Raw genomic sequence first — 16,627 nt, forward strand, 5'->3', positions numbered from 1 at the left:
TGGTCCACCGCCGGGTCGCCCGCCCTGTGCTGGTGCACCGTCCGTGGTTGTCCCGGCCCCGCCCGACGCGTCCCGGTCGGGTGGCGGGCGCGGTGGCGGGCGCGGTGGCCGGCGCGGTGGCGGGCTCAGTCGGCGGCGAAGGTGCGGCGCACGTTCCCCTTGGTGTCCGCCAGCAGGTAGCCGCTGTTGTGGTACTCGTCGGAGAGATAGACCCGGATGCTCGCCACACCGTCGCCCGGGAAGGTGTCGATGACCAGGTAGCGGCTGGTCGGGTCCTTCACGTTGAGGGTGTCGTTGGCCTTCTTCAGCAGGGCGGGGACGACGTCCCAGTCGTACTGCGCGAGGTCCACCGGCTTGTCCTTCCCCAACGGCCCGCCGGTGCGCTTGGTGACCTTGCCGTCCCGGTAGTCGTACCAGTCGTAGCCACGCCCGTCGGCGGTCGGCACCTGGGCGTTGGCGTAGCCCGGGTAGACGTTGAGCGCCTTGACCTTCGTACCGCCGCTCTGCCCGGTGATCGCCGCGACGACGGTTCGGACGCCGTCCGGGGTCATCAGGTCCTTGGAGGTGTTCGCCGACGGCTTGGCGGCCGGGGTGGCGGAGGTGGTGCCCGCCGCGGGCGGCGTGAGGGAGGGCGGGACGGCCGGGCCGGTGAGCGCGGTGGTGTCCCCCGGGACCGCCGGGGAGCCGGCCGCACCGGCGGTGGCCGACGACCCGCTCGGGGCGCTGGCCGCGCCGGCAGCGCCGCCGGTCCCGTCGGGGCGCAGTGTCCAGGCGAGCACGCCCGCCAGGGCGACCCCGGTGACGGCGAGGGTGACGGCGGCCCCGGTCCGGCGGCGTCTCGGCGGCGGGGGCATCGCGGCCGGGTCGGTCGGGCCCAGGTAGTGGGTCCCGGTCCCGTCGACCGCCCCGCCGGCGCCGGGCGCGGGGAGGTACGCCGTGCCCGACGGACCGGCGTACTGGCCCGGGTGCGGTCCGGCACCGGCGCCCGTCTCGGCCGCCGCGAGCGCCTGGTCGAGCTGCGCGGCGTCCGGCCGCACCGCCGGGTCACGGGCCAGCAGCGCGGCCAGCACCGGCCCCAGCGGCCCGCAGCGGGTCGGCGGCGGCAGCGGCTCGTCGAGCACGGCGGCGAGGGTGGCCAGCGAGGTGGACCGGCGCAGTGGGTGGTGGCCCTCGACCACGACATACAGCAGCATGCCGAGCGACCACAGGTCGGAGGACGGGTTGCCCTCCTCGCCGCGGATCCGCTCCGGCGCGATGTACTCGGGCGAGCCGATCAGCGCGCCGGTGGCGGTGAGCGCGGTGGCGTCCTGCATCGCGGCGATGCCGAAATCGGTGAGGACGGGGGTACCGTCGGCGCGCAGCAGCACATTGGCGGGCTTGACGTCGCGGTGCTGGATGCCGGCCGCGTGCGCGGCGCGCAGCGCGGCCAGCACGCCGCGGCCGATCCGGGCGGCCTCGGGGACGGTGAGCGGGCCGCGGGCGATCCGGTCGGCGAGACTGCCGCCGGTGGCCAGCTCCATGACCAGCCACGGGTGGGGGTGGCCGGGCGTGTCGACGATGTGGTGGATCACCGCGACGTTGGGGTGCTGGAGGCGGGCGAGCGCCCGGGCCTCGCGCAGTACGCGCTCGCGCAGTTCGTCGGCGGCGGCGGGGTCGGCCGCGGCCATGGCCGGGTCCGGTGGGCGGACCTCCTTGAGCGCGACCTCGCGGTGCAGCATGGTGTCGCGGGCGCGCCAGACCAGGCCCATGCCTCCGCCGCCGAGTCGTTCCAGCAGTTCGAAGCGGTTGTCGACGAGCCGCGTCTCCGGCGCCCCAGTGTTCATGCCGGACATCGTAGGGGCCGCCATGGACAGCGGCGGCGGCCACCCGGGCGGCCCGGCGGTGCGTGGGCGACCCGTCCGCGCCCGAGTCTGCGTCACGGCGGGAAGGGGGGCGGGGCTCGGGGCACGCGGGCCCGGCGGTCCGACGGGCCGGGTCCTCCGCTTCCTGCTCGGCCGCCCCGCCCCGCCCCGCCCGGCCCTCGGGGGTTCCGGGCCGGGTGCGGGCGGGTAGGGGCCGCACCGGCACCGGGGCGGCGCGCGACGGACGGAGGTGACCGGGTTGGGTCGGGACTCGGCGGGTCAGGACGCGGCGGGTCGGGACGCGGCGGGCGCGGACGCGGCGGGTGGCGGGGTACGGCCGGCCGGGCCCGGGGACGCGGACGAGTTGTTGCGGCTGCGGGTCGCGGTGCTGGACGGCGGACCGCTGGACGAGGCATGGCGCGCCACCTTCCGCGAGGACATGCGCGCCCGGCTGGGCCGCGACCCGGACCTGCTCGCCTACGTGGTGCCGGCCGACGGCGGCGGGCTGGCCGCCTGCGCGATCGGCATCGTCTACCGCGGCTACCGGGGCCCGACCCACCCGACGGGGCAGTGGGGGCGGATCCACACGGTGGTCACCGACCCGGCGCACCGGCGGCGCGGGCACGCCCGCGCCGTCACGGCGGCGCTGGTCGAGGCGCTCGGGGCGTGCGGCTGCGGGTCGATCGAGCTGCGGGCCACCGAGGCCGGGGCTCCGCTGTACCGGACGCTCGGCTTCGGGCCGGTGGACGGGTACATGCGGCTGGACCTCGGGGCCACACGACCACCGCCCGGCGGCCACTGACGCACCGCCGTCCCGTGGGCCCACCCGTCCCGTCGAAGGAGGCCTCCAGGTGGAGCGTCCGTCCCGCCCCTCACCGCTCACCACCGAACTCGCCGCCACCGTGCCCGCCGGCGCCGTGCCCGCCGGCGCCGAGCTCGTCGCCGCCGCGCTCGTCACGGACGCAATCGGCCGGGTCCTGCTGCTGCGCCGCCCGGACGGCGGCTGGGAGCTGCCGTCCGTCCCCGTCCGCCCGGCCGAGACCCCGGCGGCGGCGGCCGTTCGCGCGCTGGCCGAGGTCTGCGGGGTGACCGCCGAGGCGGTGCGACCGGCCGGGGTGTTCGAGGACGGGCCCGACGGCGGGCCCCACCCGGCGCGGCGGCAGGTGTTCGCGCTGTCGGCCACCGCGCCCGGCGCGTTGGACCGACTCGTGCTCCCCCGGCACGCCACGCACGCCTGGTTCTTCACGGACAACCTTCCCGGCGTCTCCCCCGCCACCGTCCGGTTCCTGCGGGCGCACGCTCCGGCGCGGCCGCACCTTCCACGCCCCCAATGGCTGGCCACCACGCCGCGCGCGTGGCTGTGCACGGCCGCCGTGCTGACCGCGCCGGACGGCCGGCTGCTGATGGTGATGTCGCGGGTCCGGGAGCCGGACCGGCGGCCGGACGCCGGACGGTGGAACTTCCCGGGCGGCGTGCTCGACGCCCATGAGGACTCGCCGACCGGGGCGGCCCGTGAACTGCTGGAGGAGACCGGCCTCGACCGGCCGCCCGGGCCGCTGCTCGCGGTCGTCTGGCAGCACCCGGCGCCGGGCGCGGACCACCCCATCGTGCAGTTCTTCCACGACTTCGGCACCGCCGACCCCGCGTCGGTCCGGCTCCACTGCCCGGACGGGGAGATCACCGACTGGGCCTGGTTCCACCCGGGCGAGGAGCTGGACGCCGCGGCCGGTCCGGCCCGGGGGTACGCGGCGCGGCAGGCGCTGGCGGCCCGCGCGGCCGGGCGCGCCGTCACCGCCGGCTACCCGCCCGGGCCGTCGCGAACCCAGCTCGGGTCTGTCGTCCGGACTCCCGGCGGGTCGGGCGGGTAGCGTCACCGGCCGTGGAGCAGATCCGACCGCTCGTCGGCCCGCCGACCGACCCCGTTCCCGCCGACCCCGTTCCCGCCGACCCGCCCCCGGCCGGGCCGCCGCCGCTGGTCTGGTACGCCGCGTACGGCTCGAACATGCACGCCGGGCGGCTCGCCTGCTACCTGCGCGGCGGGCGGCCCGAGCAGGGCGAACGGGACTACCCCGGCTGCCGCGACGCCAGTCCGCCCCGGCGTTCGGCTCCGGTGCGGCTGCCCGGGCTGCTCTACTTCGCCCTGGAGTCGCGGACCTGGGGCGGCGGCCTGGCCCTCCACGACCCGCAGCGCCCCGGCACCGTGCCCGCCCGGGCATACCTGCTGACCGCCGAACAGTTCAGCGACATCGCCGCCCAGGAGATGGGCGGCGGGCCGGGCACCGACCTCGACCTGGCCACCGTGCTGCGGACCGGGCGCGACCCGCAGGGGCCGGGCCGGTACCAGACCCTGGTGTGCCCCGGCACGCTGGACGGCGTCCCGGTGCTGACGTTCACCGCCCCGTGGTCCCTGGCCGAGGCCCCGCTCAACCCCCCGCGCGCCCGCTACCTGCGCAACCTCGCCACCGGACTGGCCGAGGCGCACGGCTGGTCGCCGCGCCGCACCGCCGCCTACCTGAGCACCCGTCCGGGCGCCGCCGGGCACTGGACCGTCGACGCGCTGCTCACCGCGCTCGCCGGGCGGCGCAGCGGAGGCTGAGCCTCCGCGGGCGGGTTCCGGCCGCCGAGCCATGACCATGCGTCATCGTCATTGCCCTATCGGCCAATTCGGTGGGCAATCGGCCGTTCGATGACGGATGATCGGCACTCGGGGCCACTTCGACCGGGCGGCGCCGACCGAGAGGACGGGGGCAGGGCGGCATGGAGGCGATGCGGGTCTTCGCACTGGTGGCGGCGACCGTCACCACCGGAGTGACCTCCGGGCTCTTCTACACCTACGCCTCGCTGACACCGGGGCTGCGGACCGCCGACAGTCTCACGGTGGTCCAGGTGATGCAGCGGCTCAACGTGGCGGTCCTCAACGGGTGGTACCTGCTGGGCTTCGTCGGCGCGCTGGTGTTCACGGGCGCGTCCGTCCTGCTGCACCTGCCGAGCGACGCACGCCAGGCACTGCCGGCGTCGGTCGGCGCGCTGGTCTGCTACACCGGCTCACTGGTAGCGACCAGGGTGGTCAACCTCCCGCTGAGCCAGGCGCTGGCGGACGCCGACCGGTCGGACGGGGCGGGCCGGGCGGACCGGGCGTGGCCCGCCGAGTCCTTCGACCGGTGCGGCGCGCGCCGGATGCGGTGGACCGCGGCGCGGGCGCTGCTGTCCACCGCGGCGCTCGGCTTCCTCTGCTGGGCGCTGGTCCTGCACTGCGACATGAGGCCGAACTGAGGCTCCCGGCAATCCGGTTGGACTCTTTTCGGCGCTCAGCCGGCCGCCAGCACCACCGTGGTGGGCCCGGGCCGGGACGGATGCGCCCCGGCGCCCCGCGCCGCCCCGGCCGCCATCGCCGGAGCATCCCCCCGCGCGCTCCCCGGAACGCCGTCCGGGCCGGCCTCCGGAGCGCCGGCGGCGGCCGGCCGGCGGTGTTCCTGCGGGGTCAGCCCCCGCACCCGCTTGAACGCGGTGCTGAGCGCGAACGCGTCGCCGTAGCCCACCCGCCGGGCCACGGCCGCGATGGTGAGCTCCGGGTCGCGCAGCAGGTCGGCGGCGACCGTCAGCCGCCAGTTCGCCAGGTAGGCCATCGGCGGCTCGCCGACCAGCGCCGTGAACCGCCGGGCCAGCCCGGCCCGGGAGACCCCGACCTCGGCGGCGAGCGACGCCACCGTCCACGGCCGGGCCGGGTCGTCGTGCAGCAGCCGCAGCGCGGGGCCGACCACCTCGTCGGCCTGGGCCCGCAGCCAGCCGGGCGCGTCGGCATCCGGGGCGGCCAGCCAGCCGCGCAGCACCCCGACCACCAGCAGGTCCAACAGCCGGTCCAGCACCACCTCCTGGCCGGGCTCGGCCCGGGTGACCTCGGTGGCGAGCAGCCGGACCAGGGTGTCCTCGGTGGTGTTCACCCCGGCCGGTCGCACCAGCAGGGTCGGCAGGTGGGCCAGCAGCCGGCGGCCGATCTCGTGCTCGGCCAGATAGGTGCCGGTCAGCATCACCGACGGGTGCTCGTCGCCCGGCCGGCTCTCGCCCCAGGTCCGCACCCCGAGGGCCATCGAGGTGGCGACGCTGACGCCGTCCTTGGAGCAGATCTGCCCGGGTCCGATGACGATCTCCGGCGCGGTCCGCGGGTCGTCCGCGACGGTGTAGGCGTCCGGCCCGCGCAACAGCGCCAGGTCCCCCGGCCGGACCGGCACTGGCTGCCCGCCGTCGGGCAGGATCCACGCCTCGCCGTCCAGCATGGTGAGCAGCGACAGCGGTGCGCGGTCCTCGATCCGCAGTGCCCACGGCGTGCTGAGGACGGAGCGCAGCACGAACGCGCCGCGGGCCTTGGGGCCGTCGAGCAGCCCGGTCAGGGTGTCCATGGCGGGCAAGCCTAGGGAGTTTCACCACGCCGCGCCGGACAGTTGATCGACTGTCGCATCCGTCCAGCGGCCCTGCCGCCCGGCCCGGCCCCGCACCGCCGATGACCGGAATCGCGGGGCTCCGGGTCCCGGGGTGTGGCCTATGCTCGCAGCATGGTGACGCGCTGGGGAGAGCACGTACGCCGGAGGCCGGTGCTCGGGGCGGTGGAACTCGCGCTGGGGTGGCAGGGCGTGGTGGTGCTGGTGGCGAAGGCGCTGCCGCCGCTGACGCCGCACTGGTTCCCGCAGTTGGGTCCGACGGTGGTCAACCTGGTGGCCGCCGCGGCGGCGCTGGCACTGCTGCGGGCCTGGGGGATGACGCGGGTCGCGGGGGTGGCGACCTGGGGCGGGCTCGCCCGCTGGCCGGTGCTGCTGCCGGTCGTGGTGGTGTCCGGCCTCGCGGCGCTACCCGGCCTCGAAGGCGACACGCCGACGCTGATCGGCGGCGTGGTGCTCACGCTCGGCATCGGCCTCAGCGAGGAGCTCGGCTATCGGGCGCTGGTCCTCCAGGTCGCCCAACCGCTGGGCGCGGTGCGCTCGGTGGCACTGAGCGCGGTCCTGTTCGGGGCGGCCCACCTGGACAACTACCTGTTCTTCGGGGCGTCCTGGAACGACACCCGGTGGCAGCTGCTGTCCGCGGGCCTGTTCGGGTTCTGCCTCGGTGCGGCCCGCCTCGTCATCGGGAGCGTCTGGCCACTGGTCCTGGTGCACGCCCAGGCGGACTACCTGGGGATCTACTCGCCCGGCCGAACGCCCGACTGGCTGCAGGGACTTGACATCCTCGTCAGCCTCGCACTGGGCCTCGTGCTGCTGCGCCGGCACGTGCGGCGGGTGCCGCCACCGGAGGCGACCGGCGGCGCTCCGGTCCGGTCGTAGCCGTGAGCCTCCCGCTCCGACCGCTCAGCGGCCGGCCCGGCGGTGGACCAGGAGGGCCCGGGTGAGGGCGGCCAGGGCGGCGGTGCAGAGCACGGTGCGGGCGATGTTGGCGGTCGTCCAGGTCGGTGCGAAGGCGGCCCGGACGGCGGCGAAGTCGGTGATGGCGGCGGGGTCGCCGGCCGCGGCGAGCCGGTCGTTGAGCGGGATGTTGACGGCGGTGGTGAGGACGAGCGCGGCGAGGTGGAGGACGGTCGCCACGGCCGTCCACAGGGTGGCGGCGCGCCGCCCGGAGCGGTGCAGCAGCCAGGTGCCGACGGCGGGCATGGCGAGGGCGCCCAGGAAGACCGCGCCGAAGACGGGGTTGGTGATGGCGGTGTTGATGTTCTGCATCGCGGTCACATAGGTGCGGTCGTCCCCGGCGGCGAGTCCGGGCATCACGGAGACGTCGAAGGCGAAGAAGAGGCCGGACATCAGGCCCATCGCGGTGGTGGCGGTGGCGAGCACCGGGCCGGTGGCGGCGAGTTCGCGGGCGGGGGTGGTGACGGCGGTCGTGGCGGCGGTGGCGGTGGTGGACATGAGCGGGCTCCAGGAGGTGTGCGCCGGGGCGGGCGGCGGCCCGGGGACCAGGTGCGGGGTCCCCGGACCGCAGGGGTGCTGAACCGCGGGGTTCGGCAGGGGTGTTCAGACCTTCCAGACGCCGGAGGCCGCGGCGTCCCGGGCGAAGTCGGCGAAGTCGCGCGGCTCCCGGCCGAGCGCCCGCCGCACGCCGTCCGCCAGGCTGGCGTTGCGGCCGTCCAGGATCATCGTGAACAGGTCGGCGAAGTCGCCGGGCAGGCCGAGAGCCGCCAGCATCGCGCGGCACTCCTCGACGGTGATCGCCGTGAAGCGGATCTCCCGCCCGGTCGCCGCGGAGAGTTCGGCGGCGGCGTCCGCGAAGGAGAGCAGGCGCGGGCCGGTCAGCTCGTAGATCTCGCCGTCGTGGCCGTCCTCGGTGAGCGCCGCCACGGCGACGTCGGCGATGTCGTCCGCGTCGACGAACGGCTCGACGGCGGTGCCGGTCGGCAGCGCCAGCTCACCCGCGAGCACCGCCTCCAGGAAGAAGCTCTCGGAGAAGTTCTGGGCGAACCAGGAGCAGCGGACCACCGTCCAGCCGGTGCCGGCCGCGGCGACCGCCGCCTCGGCGGCCTGCGCGGCCTCCTCGCCCCGCCCGGAGAGCAGCACCAGATGGTCGACCCCGGCCTTGGCGGCGCGCCGGGCGAAGGCCCCGACGGTCTCGACCGCGCCGGGGAAGGCTAGGTCGGGGTAGTAGGCGAGGTAGGCGGCGCCGACGCCGTCGAGGGCGGCGTCCCAGGTGGTTTCGTCGTCCCAGTCGAACGGGACCGGCGCGGTGCGCGAGCCGAGCCGGGCGGTGTGGCCGAGCGCGGTGAGGCGCTCGGCCACGCGCCGGCCGGTCTTGCCGGTCCCGCCGGTGACCAGGACGGTCCGGGCGGCGGCGGTGGAGGTGCCGGCCTGCTGGGTGCCGTTCGCGTTCTCGTTCGTGTTCTCGTTCGTGTTCTCGTTCGTGTTCTCGTTCATGGGCATCAGTCAACTCCGCGCGCCGCCGCCCGGACATGGCCGTCGCGCTCAGCCGCATGTGTGCGCGTCTACGGGCGGAGGGCGGTGACCACGGTGGCGTCGAGGTCCTCGTCGTGGCCGAGCGCGGCGGTCAGGCCGGCGGCGGTGACCACGCCGAGGGCGGTGGCGGCCTGCTGGTCGCTGGTCTCGAAGAGCAGGGCGCCGCCCGGGGCGAGCCAGTGCGGGGCGTCGGCGGCCACCCGGCGCAGCACGTCTAGGCCGTCGGCGCCGCCGTCCAGCGCCGGGCGGGCCTCGAACAGCCGGGCCTCGGCCGGCAGCAGCGCGATGTCGGCGGTGGGCACGTACGGGACGTTGGCGAGCAGCACGTCCACCCGGCCGCGCAGGCCGGCCGGCAGGGCGTCGAAGAGGTCCCCCTCGAACACCTCGGCGCCGCTCGGCCCGAGGTTGCGACGGGCGCAGCGGACGGCGGCGGGGTCGAGGTCGGCGGCGTACAGCCGGACGGGGTGGCCCGCGGTGGCGGCGAGCGCCGCGCCGAGGGCGCCGGTGCCGCAGCACAGATCGACCACCAGCGCGTTCTCGCGGGCGAGCGCACCGGCGGCGCGGGCCAGGAACTCGCTGCGCCGGCGGGGCACGAAGACGCCGGGGTCGACGGCGATCCGCAGACCGGCGAACTCGGCCCAGCCCGCGACGTGTTCGAGCGGTCGGCCGGCGGCGCGGTCGCGGACCATGGCGGCGAGTTCGGCGGGCGTCGCGGCGGCGGCGAGCAGGATGCGGGCCTCGTCCTCGGCGAAGACGCAACCGGCGGCGCGCAGCCGGGCGGTGACGGTGGAGCGGAGGTCGGTGGACGGGTGGACAGGCAAGGGAACCTCTCGGAGCACAGGTGGGAGGACGTCGTCCGACCCGGGGCTCCCGCCCGATGCCTGGCCGGACGGCGAACGCTCCCGCGCGCTCCGGACTGCGGCCGGCGCTACGGCCGGGCGTGGTCCCGCACGAGGGTGTCGCCGTCGCGGCCGGGGAGCACCCGTTCCGGCACAGCGGTCATGGGTTCTCACCTCCCCGTCTCTACTCGCTCTATTGCGGCGCCCGTCACCATACCGCACCCGCGACGCGGCCGCGCCCGGTTCTTCGCGGTGCTCCGGCCCGGTGGCCGCGGCTGAGGACCGTAGCCGCCGGTGGCGGAGGGACGCCGTCGGCGCGCTACTCCTCGGGCGCGCCGGGTAGGTCGAGGGTCACCCGGAGGCCGCCGGCCGGTTCGGGGGCCAGCTGGAGTTCGCCGTGGTGGGCCTCGGCGACGGCCGCCACGATCGCCAGGCCCAGGCCGTGGCCGCGGCGGGCCGGATCGCTCTCGGCGGTGCGCCCGCGCCCGCGCAGGAAGGGCTCGGTGAAGGTGGCCACGGCCTCCTCCGTCAGCGCGGGGCCGGTGTTGGCGACGGTGAGGCGCGCCCACCCCGGCCGCTGCGGGTCGGCCCCGGTGGCGAGGGTGACCCGCCCGTCCGCGGGCAGGTTGTGCCGCAACGCGTTGTGGAGCAGGTTGACGGCCGCCTGGCGCAGCAGCACCGGGTTGCCGGTGGTCGGGGCGGGGCGCAGCTCCGCGGTGAGCCGGACGCCGAGGGCGGCGGCCTCCTCGCGGACGGCGGCCAGCGCCTCCTCCGCCGCGGCGGCGAGGTCGGTGGGGCCGAGTTCGGGCTCGCTGTGGCCGAGATCGGCGAGCTGGAGCAGGGCCTCGCTGATCTCGATGCCGCGCTGGTTGGTGTCCTGGAGGCGGGTGACCAGCTTGCCCCAGTCCTGGCCGGCGGGGTCGGCGGCGGCGACCTGGAGCATGGTGCGGGTGATCGCCAACGGGGTGCGCAGCTCGTGGGAGGCGTTGGCGGCGAAGCGCTGCTGGGCCTCGAAGGAGCGCTGGAGGCGGGCCAGCATCTCGTCGAAGGCGTCGGAGAGCTCGGTGAACTCGTCGCGCGGACCGGCGAGGGCGATCCGGTGTTCCAGCGCCCCGCTCGCGGCGCGGTGCGCGGCGCGGGTGATGTCCTGGAGCGGGCGCAGCACCCGGCCGGCGATCAGCCAGCCGCCGATCATGCCGACCGCGGTGAGCAGGGCCAGGGCGTAGCCGCCGGCGCGGAGGAGGGATTCGAGGATCTCCTGGCGGGAGGGGGCGTCGGAGCGGTAGCGGGGACTGGCGGAGGTGAGGGGGTAGTTGGGGATGTACTTCATGCCGACGTACACCACGGCTAGCGAGAGGGTGCCGGCGGTGACGGCGAAGAGGGTGTAGCTGAGGGTCAGCCGCATCCGGGCGGTCAGCCGGCGCGGGCGGGTGCCGCGCGGGCGCCCGGCACGGAAGGGTCCGTTCACCGTCGGGACTCCTCCACGCCGAGGCGGTAGCCGACGCCCGGCACGGTCTGGATCACCCACGGGTCGCCGAGGCGTTTGCGCAGGCCGGAGATGGTGATGCGGACGGCGTTGGTGAAGGGGTCGGCATTCTCGTCCCAGGCGCGTTCCAGCAGGTCCTCGGCGCTGATGACGCCGCCGCGCGCCGCCATCAGGACCTCCAGGACGGCGAACTGCTTGCGGGACAGGCCCACGTAGCGGCCGTCGCGGTAGACCTCGCGCCGGAAGGGGTCCAGGCGTACCCCGGCGTACTCCAGCACGGGCGGGGCGGCCTGGGCCGGGCGGCGGGCCAGCGAGCGCAGCCGGACGACGAGTTCGGCGAGGTCGAAGGGCTTGGTGAGGTAGTCGTCGGCGCCGAGTTCGAAGCCGGCGACCTTCTCGTTGAGGCGGGCGGCGGCGGTGAGCATCAGGACCCGGCAGCCCAGACCGCACTCGACGATGCTGCGGCAGACGTCGTCGCCGTGGGTGCCGGGGATGTCGCGGTCGAGGACGACGACGTCGTAGCCGTGGACGGCCAGGCGCTCCAGCGCGGCGTCACCGTCGGTCACGACGTCGCAGGCGATCGCCTCCAGCCGCAGCCCGGCCTGCACCGCCTCCGCGAGATAGATCTCGTCCTCCACCACCAGGACCCGCACGTGCCGTTCTCCCGTCTTCGCTGTTCACACCCCATTGGACCCGATGGGGCCTATCGAAAACGTATCGGTTCGCGCAGACGTCCTCGCAACACGGCGCCTCCTCCAATGGTCCCGGAACACACGAGCACATCGGGAGGCAGCGATGGACACGCCCCGCACGAGGACGGGCACCGGGACGGGCACGGGGACGGGCACGCCCGCCGGGACGACGGCGCGGGCCGGCCGGCGGCGGCTGGCCACGGGTGCCTCGGCCGTGGCGCTGCTGACCCTGGCCGGGGCGTGCGCCGCCGACCCGGCGGGCACCCGGGCCGCCCTGCCCGCGCCGGCGGCCACCGCCGGCTCCCGGGCCACCCCGTCCGTCACCACGGGAACGGGGACGGCGACGGGGACGACCGCCGCGAAGCCCACCGCCACCGCGACCGCCACCGGGCCGGAGGCGGACGGCGAAATACCCGACGGCCGCGCGCCGAGCCCCTTCGACACCGCCACCCCGGCCGTCGGCAACCTGGACGCCCCCCTGCGCGAGGCCCTGCAGCGGGCGGCCACCGACGCCCGGGCCCAGCGCATCGAGATGACCGTCACCTCCGGCTGGCGCAGCAAGGCCTACCAGCAGCGCCTCCTGGACCGGGCGGTGATCAGGTACGGGAGCCCGGAGCGGGCCCGGCAGTTCGTCAACACGCCGGACAAGTCCGCGCACGTCACCGGCAAGGCGGTCGACGTCGGCCCGACCGACGCCGACTACTGGCTCGTCCAGCACGGCGCCGAGTACGGGCTGTGCCAGGTGTACGCCAACGAGATCTGGCACTTCGAACTGCTCACCCGGCCCGGCGGGACCTGCCCGGCGCAGCTCCAGGACGCCGCGGGATGAGGAGGCGCATCATGACGGCGATCACCGCGGTCCTCCCCGAACCCCGCGCCGAAGCCGACCAGCCGCCCCAGGCCCCCCAGTCGCCCCGCCCACCCCGGCGCCGGCGGGCCGCACCCGCGGAGCGGCCCCGACCCCGCCGGCGGCGCGGGCTGGTGCCCGCCGCACTCGGGCTGCTCACCGCGCTCGCCCTGGGCGGCCACCGGCTGGTACCGGACCTGGGCCTGGGCCTCGGCCGTCTGTGGGAGAGCGCCCTGCCCTGGAGCGGTCTGACGGTGCCGGCGGTGCTGCTGTGCGCGGCGCTGCGCCGGGCTCCGACGGCGGCCTGCGCGGGCGGGGTGCTGGCCGCGGTGTGGGCGGTGGTGTTCGGACCGCTGCTGCTGTCCGGCGGGGCGCCGGGCGCACCCGGCGGGCAGGGCCTGACGGTGGTCACCCACAATGTGAACGCCGCCAACCGCGACCCGGCCGGCACCGCCCGCGCGCTGCTCGCCGCCGGCCCGGACCTGGTCGCGCTGGAGGAGGTCACCGACGCCGCCCTGCCCGCCTACCGGAGCGTGCTCGACAGGGCGCTGCCCCACTACGCGCGCACCGGGACCGTGGCCCTGTGGAGCCGGTACCCGGTGACGGAGTCCCGGCGGCTGATCATCGACCCCGGCTGGAACCGCTCCCTGCGGGCCGAAGTCCAGGCCCCCGGCGGGCCGTTGGCCGTCTACGTGGCGCACCTCGCCTCAGTGCGGACGACCCTCGCCGGATTCGCCACCGCCCACCGCGACCGGGACATCGCCGCCCTCGCCGAGGCGCTGGACGGCGAGCCACTGCGCCGGGTGCTCCTGCTGGGCGACCTCAACACGGCCTCCGGCGACCGCTCCCTCGCCCCGCTCACCGAGCGCCTCAGGCCCGCCGCGACCGGCTTCGGATTCAGCTGGCCGGCCGCTCTCCCCCTGGTCCGCATCGACCACATCCTCACCCGCGAGCTCTCCGCCACCGACACCTGGACGCTCCCCGCGACGCCCAGTGACCACCGCCCGGTGGCGGCGAGGCTCACGGGGTGACGGCCGTGCCTCCCTACGGCCGGACGGTGCGGGCCGCGGCGGTGTGCCGCCGTGCCGCCGCCCTCGAACTGTCGGCAGTCCGAGGGCGGCGGCGCGGGTAGCGCGTACGACTCAGTCCGGCGGGCAGGACGCGCCGGGCGAGGCGAGCACCCGCGCCGCACAGCGGTGCCCCCGCGCGGCGGCCTCGCGCAGCCCGGCCTCGCCGAGCCCGGTGCCCGTCAGCCGGCCGTCCAGGAAGGCGGCGAGGAAGCCCGCCGCGAAGGCGTCGCCCGCGCCGGTGAGGTCGCGGACCTCGCCGACCGGCGGCACCGGCACGGTGAACGGCCGCTCCCCCGGCACGTCGACGGTGGTCGCCTCGGCCCCGGATTTGGTGACCACCGTCGTGGCCGCCAGCCGGGCACGCTGCGGCCCGGGGCGCCCGTCCGTGAGCAGCCCCAGGAACGCGGACTCCTCGCGGTTGGCGAACAGCAGGGTGGGCGCGAGTTCGGCGGCGAGGGCCAGGAAGCGCTCGCGGCCGAAGCCCTCCAGCATCCCGGTCGAGGAGGCGTCCAGCGAGGTGGTGCCGCCGGCCGCGCGGACCCGGCGCAGCGCGTCGACGGCCGTCGTGCCGACCGGCTCGCCGTCGAAGGAGTAGGCGGGCACGTGCAGGTGGGTGAGTCCGTTCAGCCAGGCGTCCGGGACGGTCTCCAGCAGGGTGGCCGCGCCCCGGTCGGGGAGCATGGTGCGCTCGCCGGCGTCGTCGATGAGGACCACGATGCTGCCGGTCCGCCCGTGCCGCGCGACCCTGACGTCCACGCCGCGGCCGGCCAGTTCGGCGGCCAGGCCGTGCCCGGCCGGGTCGTCGCCGACGCAGCCGAGGAACCTCGTCGGGCACTGTCCGGCCGCGAAGGCGGCGACGTTGGCGGCGCTGCCGCCGCGCTGCCGGAAGACCCGGGCGTCGGAGTCGGTGCCGTGCCGCAGCGGGCCGGCCACCCAGACGACGATGTCCTCCACGAGGTCGCCGAGCACTCCGAGCACGGGTCAGCCCTCGCTTCGGGCGGCGGCCAGCGCGGTGGCGATCTCGCCGCCCAGCCGGACGTTGCCCCGGTAGACCTCGACGTTCACCTCCAGGCTGCGGCCCTGGGTGTCGCGCTGGATGAAGTCGAGCAGGAACGGGGTGGAGGCGTTGCCGGTGACGCCCTGGCGCTCGGCCTCGGCCCAGGCGCGGGTGAGCAGCGCGTCGAGTTCCTTCGGCGGGAGCTGCTTGTCCGGGTCGACCGGGTTGGCGATGAGGACGGCCTGCGGCAGGTCCAGTCCGTCGCGGGCCTCGATCACCCTGGCGGCCTGCTCGGGGGAGTCGACCTGGTAGCCGATCCGGTGGCCGGAGTCGGTGACGTAGAAGCCGGGGTAGTTGCGGGTGCGGTAGCCGATGACCGGGATGTTGAGGGTCTCGAAGCGCTCCAGGGTGGCCCGGATGTCGAGGATCGACTTCACGCCGGCGCTGATCACGGTGACCGGGGTGGCGGCCAGGGTGGTCAGGTCCGCGGACTCGTCGAAGCTCTCGGAGGCGCCGAAGTGGACGCCGCCGAGGCCGCCGGTGGAGAAGACCCGGATGCCGGCGCGGTACGCGAGGAAGGCGGTGGCGGCGACCGTGGTGCCGCCGTGGCGGCCGAGCGCGGCGACCACCGGGAGGTCGCGCAGGCTGGCCTTGTCGAGGTCGTCGGCCTCGGACAGTTCCTTGATCTGCCCGGTGGACAGGCCGACCGTGGGCACGCCCGCGTAGACGCCGATGGTGGCCGGGACGACGCCGGTGGAGCGCAGCCGCTCCTCCGCCTCCAGCGCGACCTCCAGGTTGCGCGGCCGGGGCAGCCCGTGGGTGAAGATCGTCGACTCCAGGGCGACGACGGGGGCGCCGGCGGCGACGGCCTCGGCGACTTCCTGGGAGATGCGGATGGGCAGTCCGGTCATGGCGGTGTGCTCCCTGTGAGGCTGCCACCACGGTGTGGCAGGGGTGGCTTCAGCGTAGGGAGCGATCACATCGGGATCCAGAATGAATACCGGCCCTTCTCATAGACTTCCGGCTATGAGTCTCACCCTGCGCCAGCTGGAGGTCTTCCTCGCGGTGGCCGACACCCTGCACTTCGGGCGGGCCGCCGAGCGGCTGCACATCTCGCAGCCGACGGTCAGCCAGGAGGTCGCCCGGCTGGAGCGGACCGTCGGGGTGGAGCTGTTCGACCGCAGCCGGCGGGCGGTGCGGCTGACCTCCGCCGGGGAGGTGATGGCCGCCGAGTCCGCCGGAATGCTGGCCCGGGCCGACGCGCTGCTCGCCCGGGTGCGGCTGCACGAGGAGGCCCGGCTGGGCACAGCGCGGATCGTCGCCTCCCCCACCGTGGTCAACCGGCTGCTGCCGGCCGTGGTCAGCCGGGCCGAACGGGAGCTGCCGGAGCTGGTGCTGGCCGAGCTGTCGGTGGACACCGGGCGGGTCTCGCCGACGCTGGCCGCCGAACTGGCCGACATCGGCCTCGGCCGCTTCCTCGACGACGTCCCCGGCTACCGGCGGGAGCGGATCGCGGACGAGCCGGTGCGGATCGCGCTCAGCCGGGACCACCCGCTGGCCGGGCGGGACGCGGTGCGGCTGGACGAACTGGGCGACCTGCCGCTGCTGTTGTGGCCGCGCGAGCAGAGCCCGCGCTACTACGACCACGTCCTGGCGCTGTGCGCCGAGCGCGGGGTGGAGCCGCCGGTCCTGGTCGGGCCGGCCCGGATCGTCGGCTCCCGGCTCTACCTGCTGGCGCAGAGCCGGGCGTTCTCGCTCGTCCCCGCCTCGATGACCGGCCACCTCACCGGCGACGTGGTCACCGTACGGCTGGCCGGCCGCGCCACCCTGCCGCTGGAGCTGCAGTGGCGCCTGGACGACCGCCGCCCCGCGCTCGCCGCGCTGCGCGAGCTGATCCGCGAGGAGGCGGCCGCCCTGGAACCGTTCTGA

The 16,627-nt window shown here is 76.2% G+C and carries 17 protein-coding genes; 8 read left to right on the plus strand and 9 right to left on the minus strand.

Annotated features, from left to right (window positions below):
• Nucleotides 1–125: 125 nt before the first annotated feature.
• Nucleotides 126–1,823 (minus strand): serine/threonine-protein kinase, encoded by a 1,698-nt coding sequence (locus ACFU9E_RS12120; protein WP_380682289.1) that lies wholly within the window; start codon nucleotides 1,821–1,823, stop codon nucleotides 126–128.
• 277 nt (nucleotides 1,824–2,100) lie between these two features.
• On the opposite strand from ACFU9E_RS12120, the gene ACFU9E_RS12125 reads away from it, so the two are divergent.
• The 4 genes from ACFU9E_RS12125 to ACFU9E_RS12140 all read left to right on the plus strand — a co-directional run bounded on the left by ACFU9E_RS12125 (nucleotide 2,101) and on the right by ACFU9E_RS12140 (nucleotide 5,114).
• Nucleotides 2,101–2,643, plus strand: a complete 543-nt coding sequence (locus ACFU9E_RS12125; RefSeq protein ID WP_380682291.1) for a GNAT family N-acetyltransferase — start codon at nucleotides 2,101–2,103, stop codon at nucleotides 2,641–2,643.
• Between the two features lie 49 nt (nucleotides 2,644–2,692).
• The gene (locus tag ACFU9E_RS12130; protein ID WP_380682293.1) at nucleotides 2,693–3,709 is read left to right on the plus strand and encodes an NUDIX domain-containing protein; all 1,017 of its coding nucleotides are present in this window, start codon (nucleotides 2,693–2,695) and stop codon (nucleotides 3,707–3,709) included.
• Nucleotides 3,710–3,843: 134 nt separating this feature from the next.
• Complete coding sequence (locus ACFU9E_RS12135) at nucleotides 3,844–4,437, plus strand: histone deacetylase (RefSeq protein WP_380682299.1); 594 nt, start codon at nucleotides 3,844–3,846, stop codon at nucleotides 4,435–4,437.
• A 170-nt stretch (nucleotides 4,438–4,607) separates the two neighbouring features.
• Nucleotides 4,608–5,114, plus strand: a complete 507-nt coding sequence (locus ACFU9E_RS12140; RefSeq protein ID WP_380682294.1) for a DUF1772 domain-containing protein — start codon at nucleotides 4,608–4,610, stop codon at nucleotides 5,112–5,114.
• Between the two features lie 35 nt (nucleotides 5,115–5,149).
• Here the strand turns inward: ACFU9E_RS12140 and ACFU9E_RS12145 are convergent, their stop codons facing one another.
• Entirely contained in the window at nucleotides 5,150–6,238 is a 1,089-nt protein-coding gene (locus ACFU9E_RS12145) for an AraC family transcriptional regulator (RefSeq protein ID WP_380682295.1), read from the minus strand.
• A gap of 153 nt (nucleotides 6,239–6,391) precedes the next feature.
• Here ACFU9E_RS12145 and ACFU9E_RS12150 point away from each other — a divergent pair, with 153 nt between their 5' ends.
• Nucleotides 6,392–7,153 (plus strand): CPBP family intramembrane glutamic endopeptidase, encoded by a 762-nt coding sequence (locus tag ACFU9E_RS12150; RefSeq protein WP_380682296.1) that lies wholly within the window; start codon nucleotides 6,392–6,394, stop codon nucleotides 7,151–7,153.
• 24 nt (nucleotides 7,154–7,177) lie between these two features.
• Here the strand turns inward: ACFU9E_RS12150 and ACFU9E_RS12155 are convergent, their stop codons facing one another.
• The 5 genes from ACFU9E_RS12155 to ACFU9E_RS12175 form a co-directional block, all read right to left on the minus strand.
• Nucleotides 7,178–7,729, minus strand: coding sequence for a DUF1772 domain-containing protein (locus ACFU9E_RS12155; protein ID WP_380682297.1), 552 nt, complete (start codon nucleotides 7,727–7,729; stop codon nucleotides 7,178–7,180).
• Between the two features lie 105 nt (nucleotides 7,730–7,834).
• The gene (locus ACFU9E_RS12160) at nucleotides 7,835–8,728 is read right to left on the minus strand and encodes an NmrA family transcriptional regulator (protein ID WP_380714950.1); all 894 of its coding nucleotides are present in this window, start codon (nucleotides 8,726–8,728) and stop codon (nucleotides 7,835–7,837) included.
• 68 nt (nucleotides 8,729–8,796) lie between these two features.
• Nucleotides 8,797–9,588, minus strand: a complete 792-nt coding sequence (locus tag ACFU9E_RS12165; RefSeq protein WP_380682977.1) for a putative protein N(5)-glutamine methyltransferase — start codon at nucleotides 9,586–9,588, stop codon at nucleotides 8,797–8,799.
• Nucleotides 9,589–9,925: 337 nt separating this feature from the next.
• Nucleotides 9,926–11,074 (minus strand): sensor histidine kinase, encoded by a 1,149-nt coding sequence (locus ACFU9E_RS12170; protein WP_380682978.1) that lies wholly within the window; start codon nucleotides 11,072–11,074, stop codon nucleotides 9,926–9,928.
• Entirely contained in the window at nucleotides 11,071–11,745 is a 675-nt protein-coding gene (locus tag ACFU9E_RS12175; protein WP_380682979.1) for a response regulator transcription factor, read from the minus strand. The genes ACFU9E_RS12170 and ACFU9E_RS12175 overlap by 4 nt, the downstream gene beginning before the upstream one ends.
• A 142-nt stretch (nucleotides 11,746–11,887) precedes the next feature.
• Here ACFU9E_RS12175 and ACFU9E_RS12180 point away from each other — a divergent pair, with 142 nt between their 5' ends.
• Nucleotides 11,888–12,613, plus strand: coding sequence for a M15 family metallopeptidase (locus tag ACFU9E_RS12180; protein ID WP_380682980.1), 726 nt, complete (start codon nucleotides 11,888–11,890; stop codon nucleotides 12,611–12,613).
• An 11-nt stretch (nucleotides 12,614–12,624) separates the two neighbouring features.
• Complete coding sequence (locus ACFU9E_RS12185; protein ID WP_380682981.1) at nucleotides 12,625–13,662, plus strand: endonuclease/exonuclease/phosphatase family protein; 1,038 nt, start codon at nucleotides 12,625–12,627, stop codon at nucleotides 13,660–13,662.
• Nucleotides 13,663–13,773: 111 nt separating this feature from the next.
• Here ACFU9E_RS12185 and ACFU9E_RS12190 read toward each other — a convergent pair whose 3' ends face one another.
• Nucleotides 13,774–14,679 carry a carbohydrate kinase family protein gene (locus tag ACFU9E_RS12190; RefSeq protein ID WP_380682982.1) on the minus strand — a complete coding sequence of 302 codons (906 nt, stop codon included), beginning with the start codon at nucleotides 14,677–14,679 and terminating at the stop codon, nucleotides 13,774–13,776.
• A 3-nt stretch (nucleotides 14,680–14,682) separates the two neighbouring features.
• Nucleotides 14,683–15,609: a pseudouridine-5'-phosphate glycosidase gene (locus ACFU9E_RS12195; protein WP_380682983.1), complete on the minus strand. Its 927-nt coding sequence runs from the start codon at nucleotides 15,607–15,609 to the stop codon at nucleotides 14,683–14,685.
• A gap of 115 nt (nucleotides 15,610–15,724) precedes the next feature.
• Between ACFU9E_RS12195 and ACFU9E_RS12200 the strand changes: the two genes are divergently transcribed.
• Complete coding sequence (locus ACFU9E_RS12200) at nucleotides 15,725–16,627, plus strand: LysR family transcriptional regulator (protein WP_380682984.1); 903 nt, start codon at nucleotides 15,725–15,727, stop codon at nucleotides 16,625–16,627.

Origin of the sequence: Kitasatospora sp. NPDC057595 (genome assembly GCF_042800875.1) — a bacterium.
In the GTDB taxonomy this organism is placed as follows: domain Bacteria; phylum Actinomycetota; class Actinomycetes; order Streptomycetales; family Streptomycetaceae; genus Kitasatospora.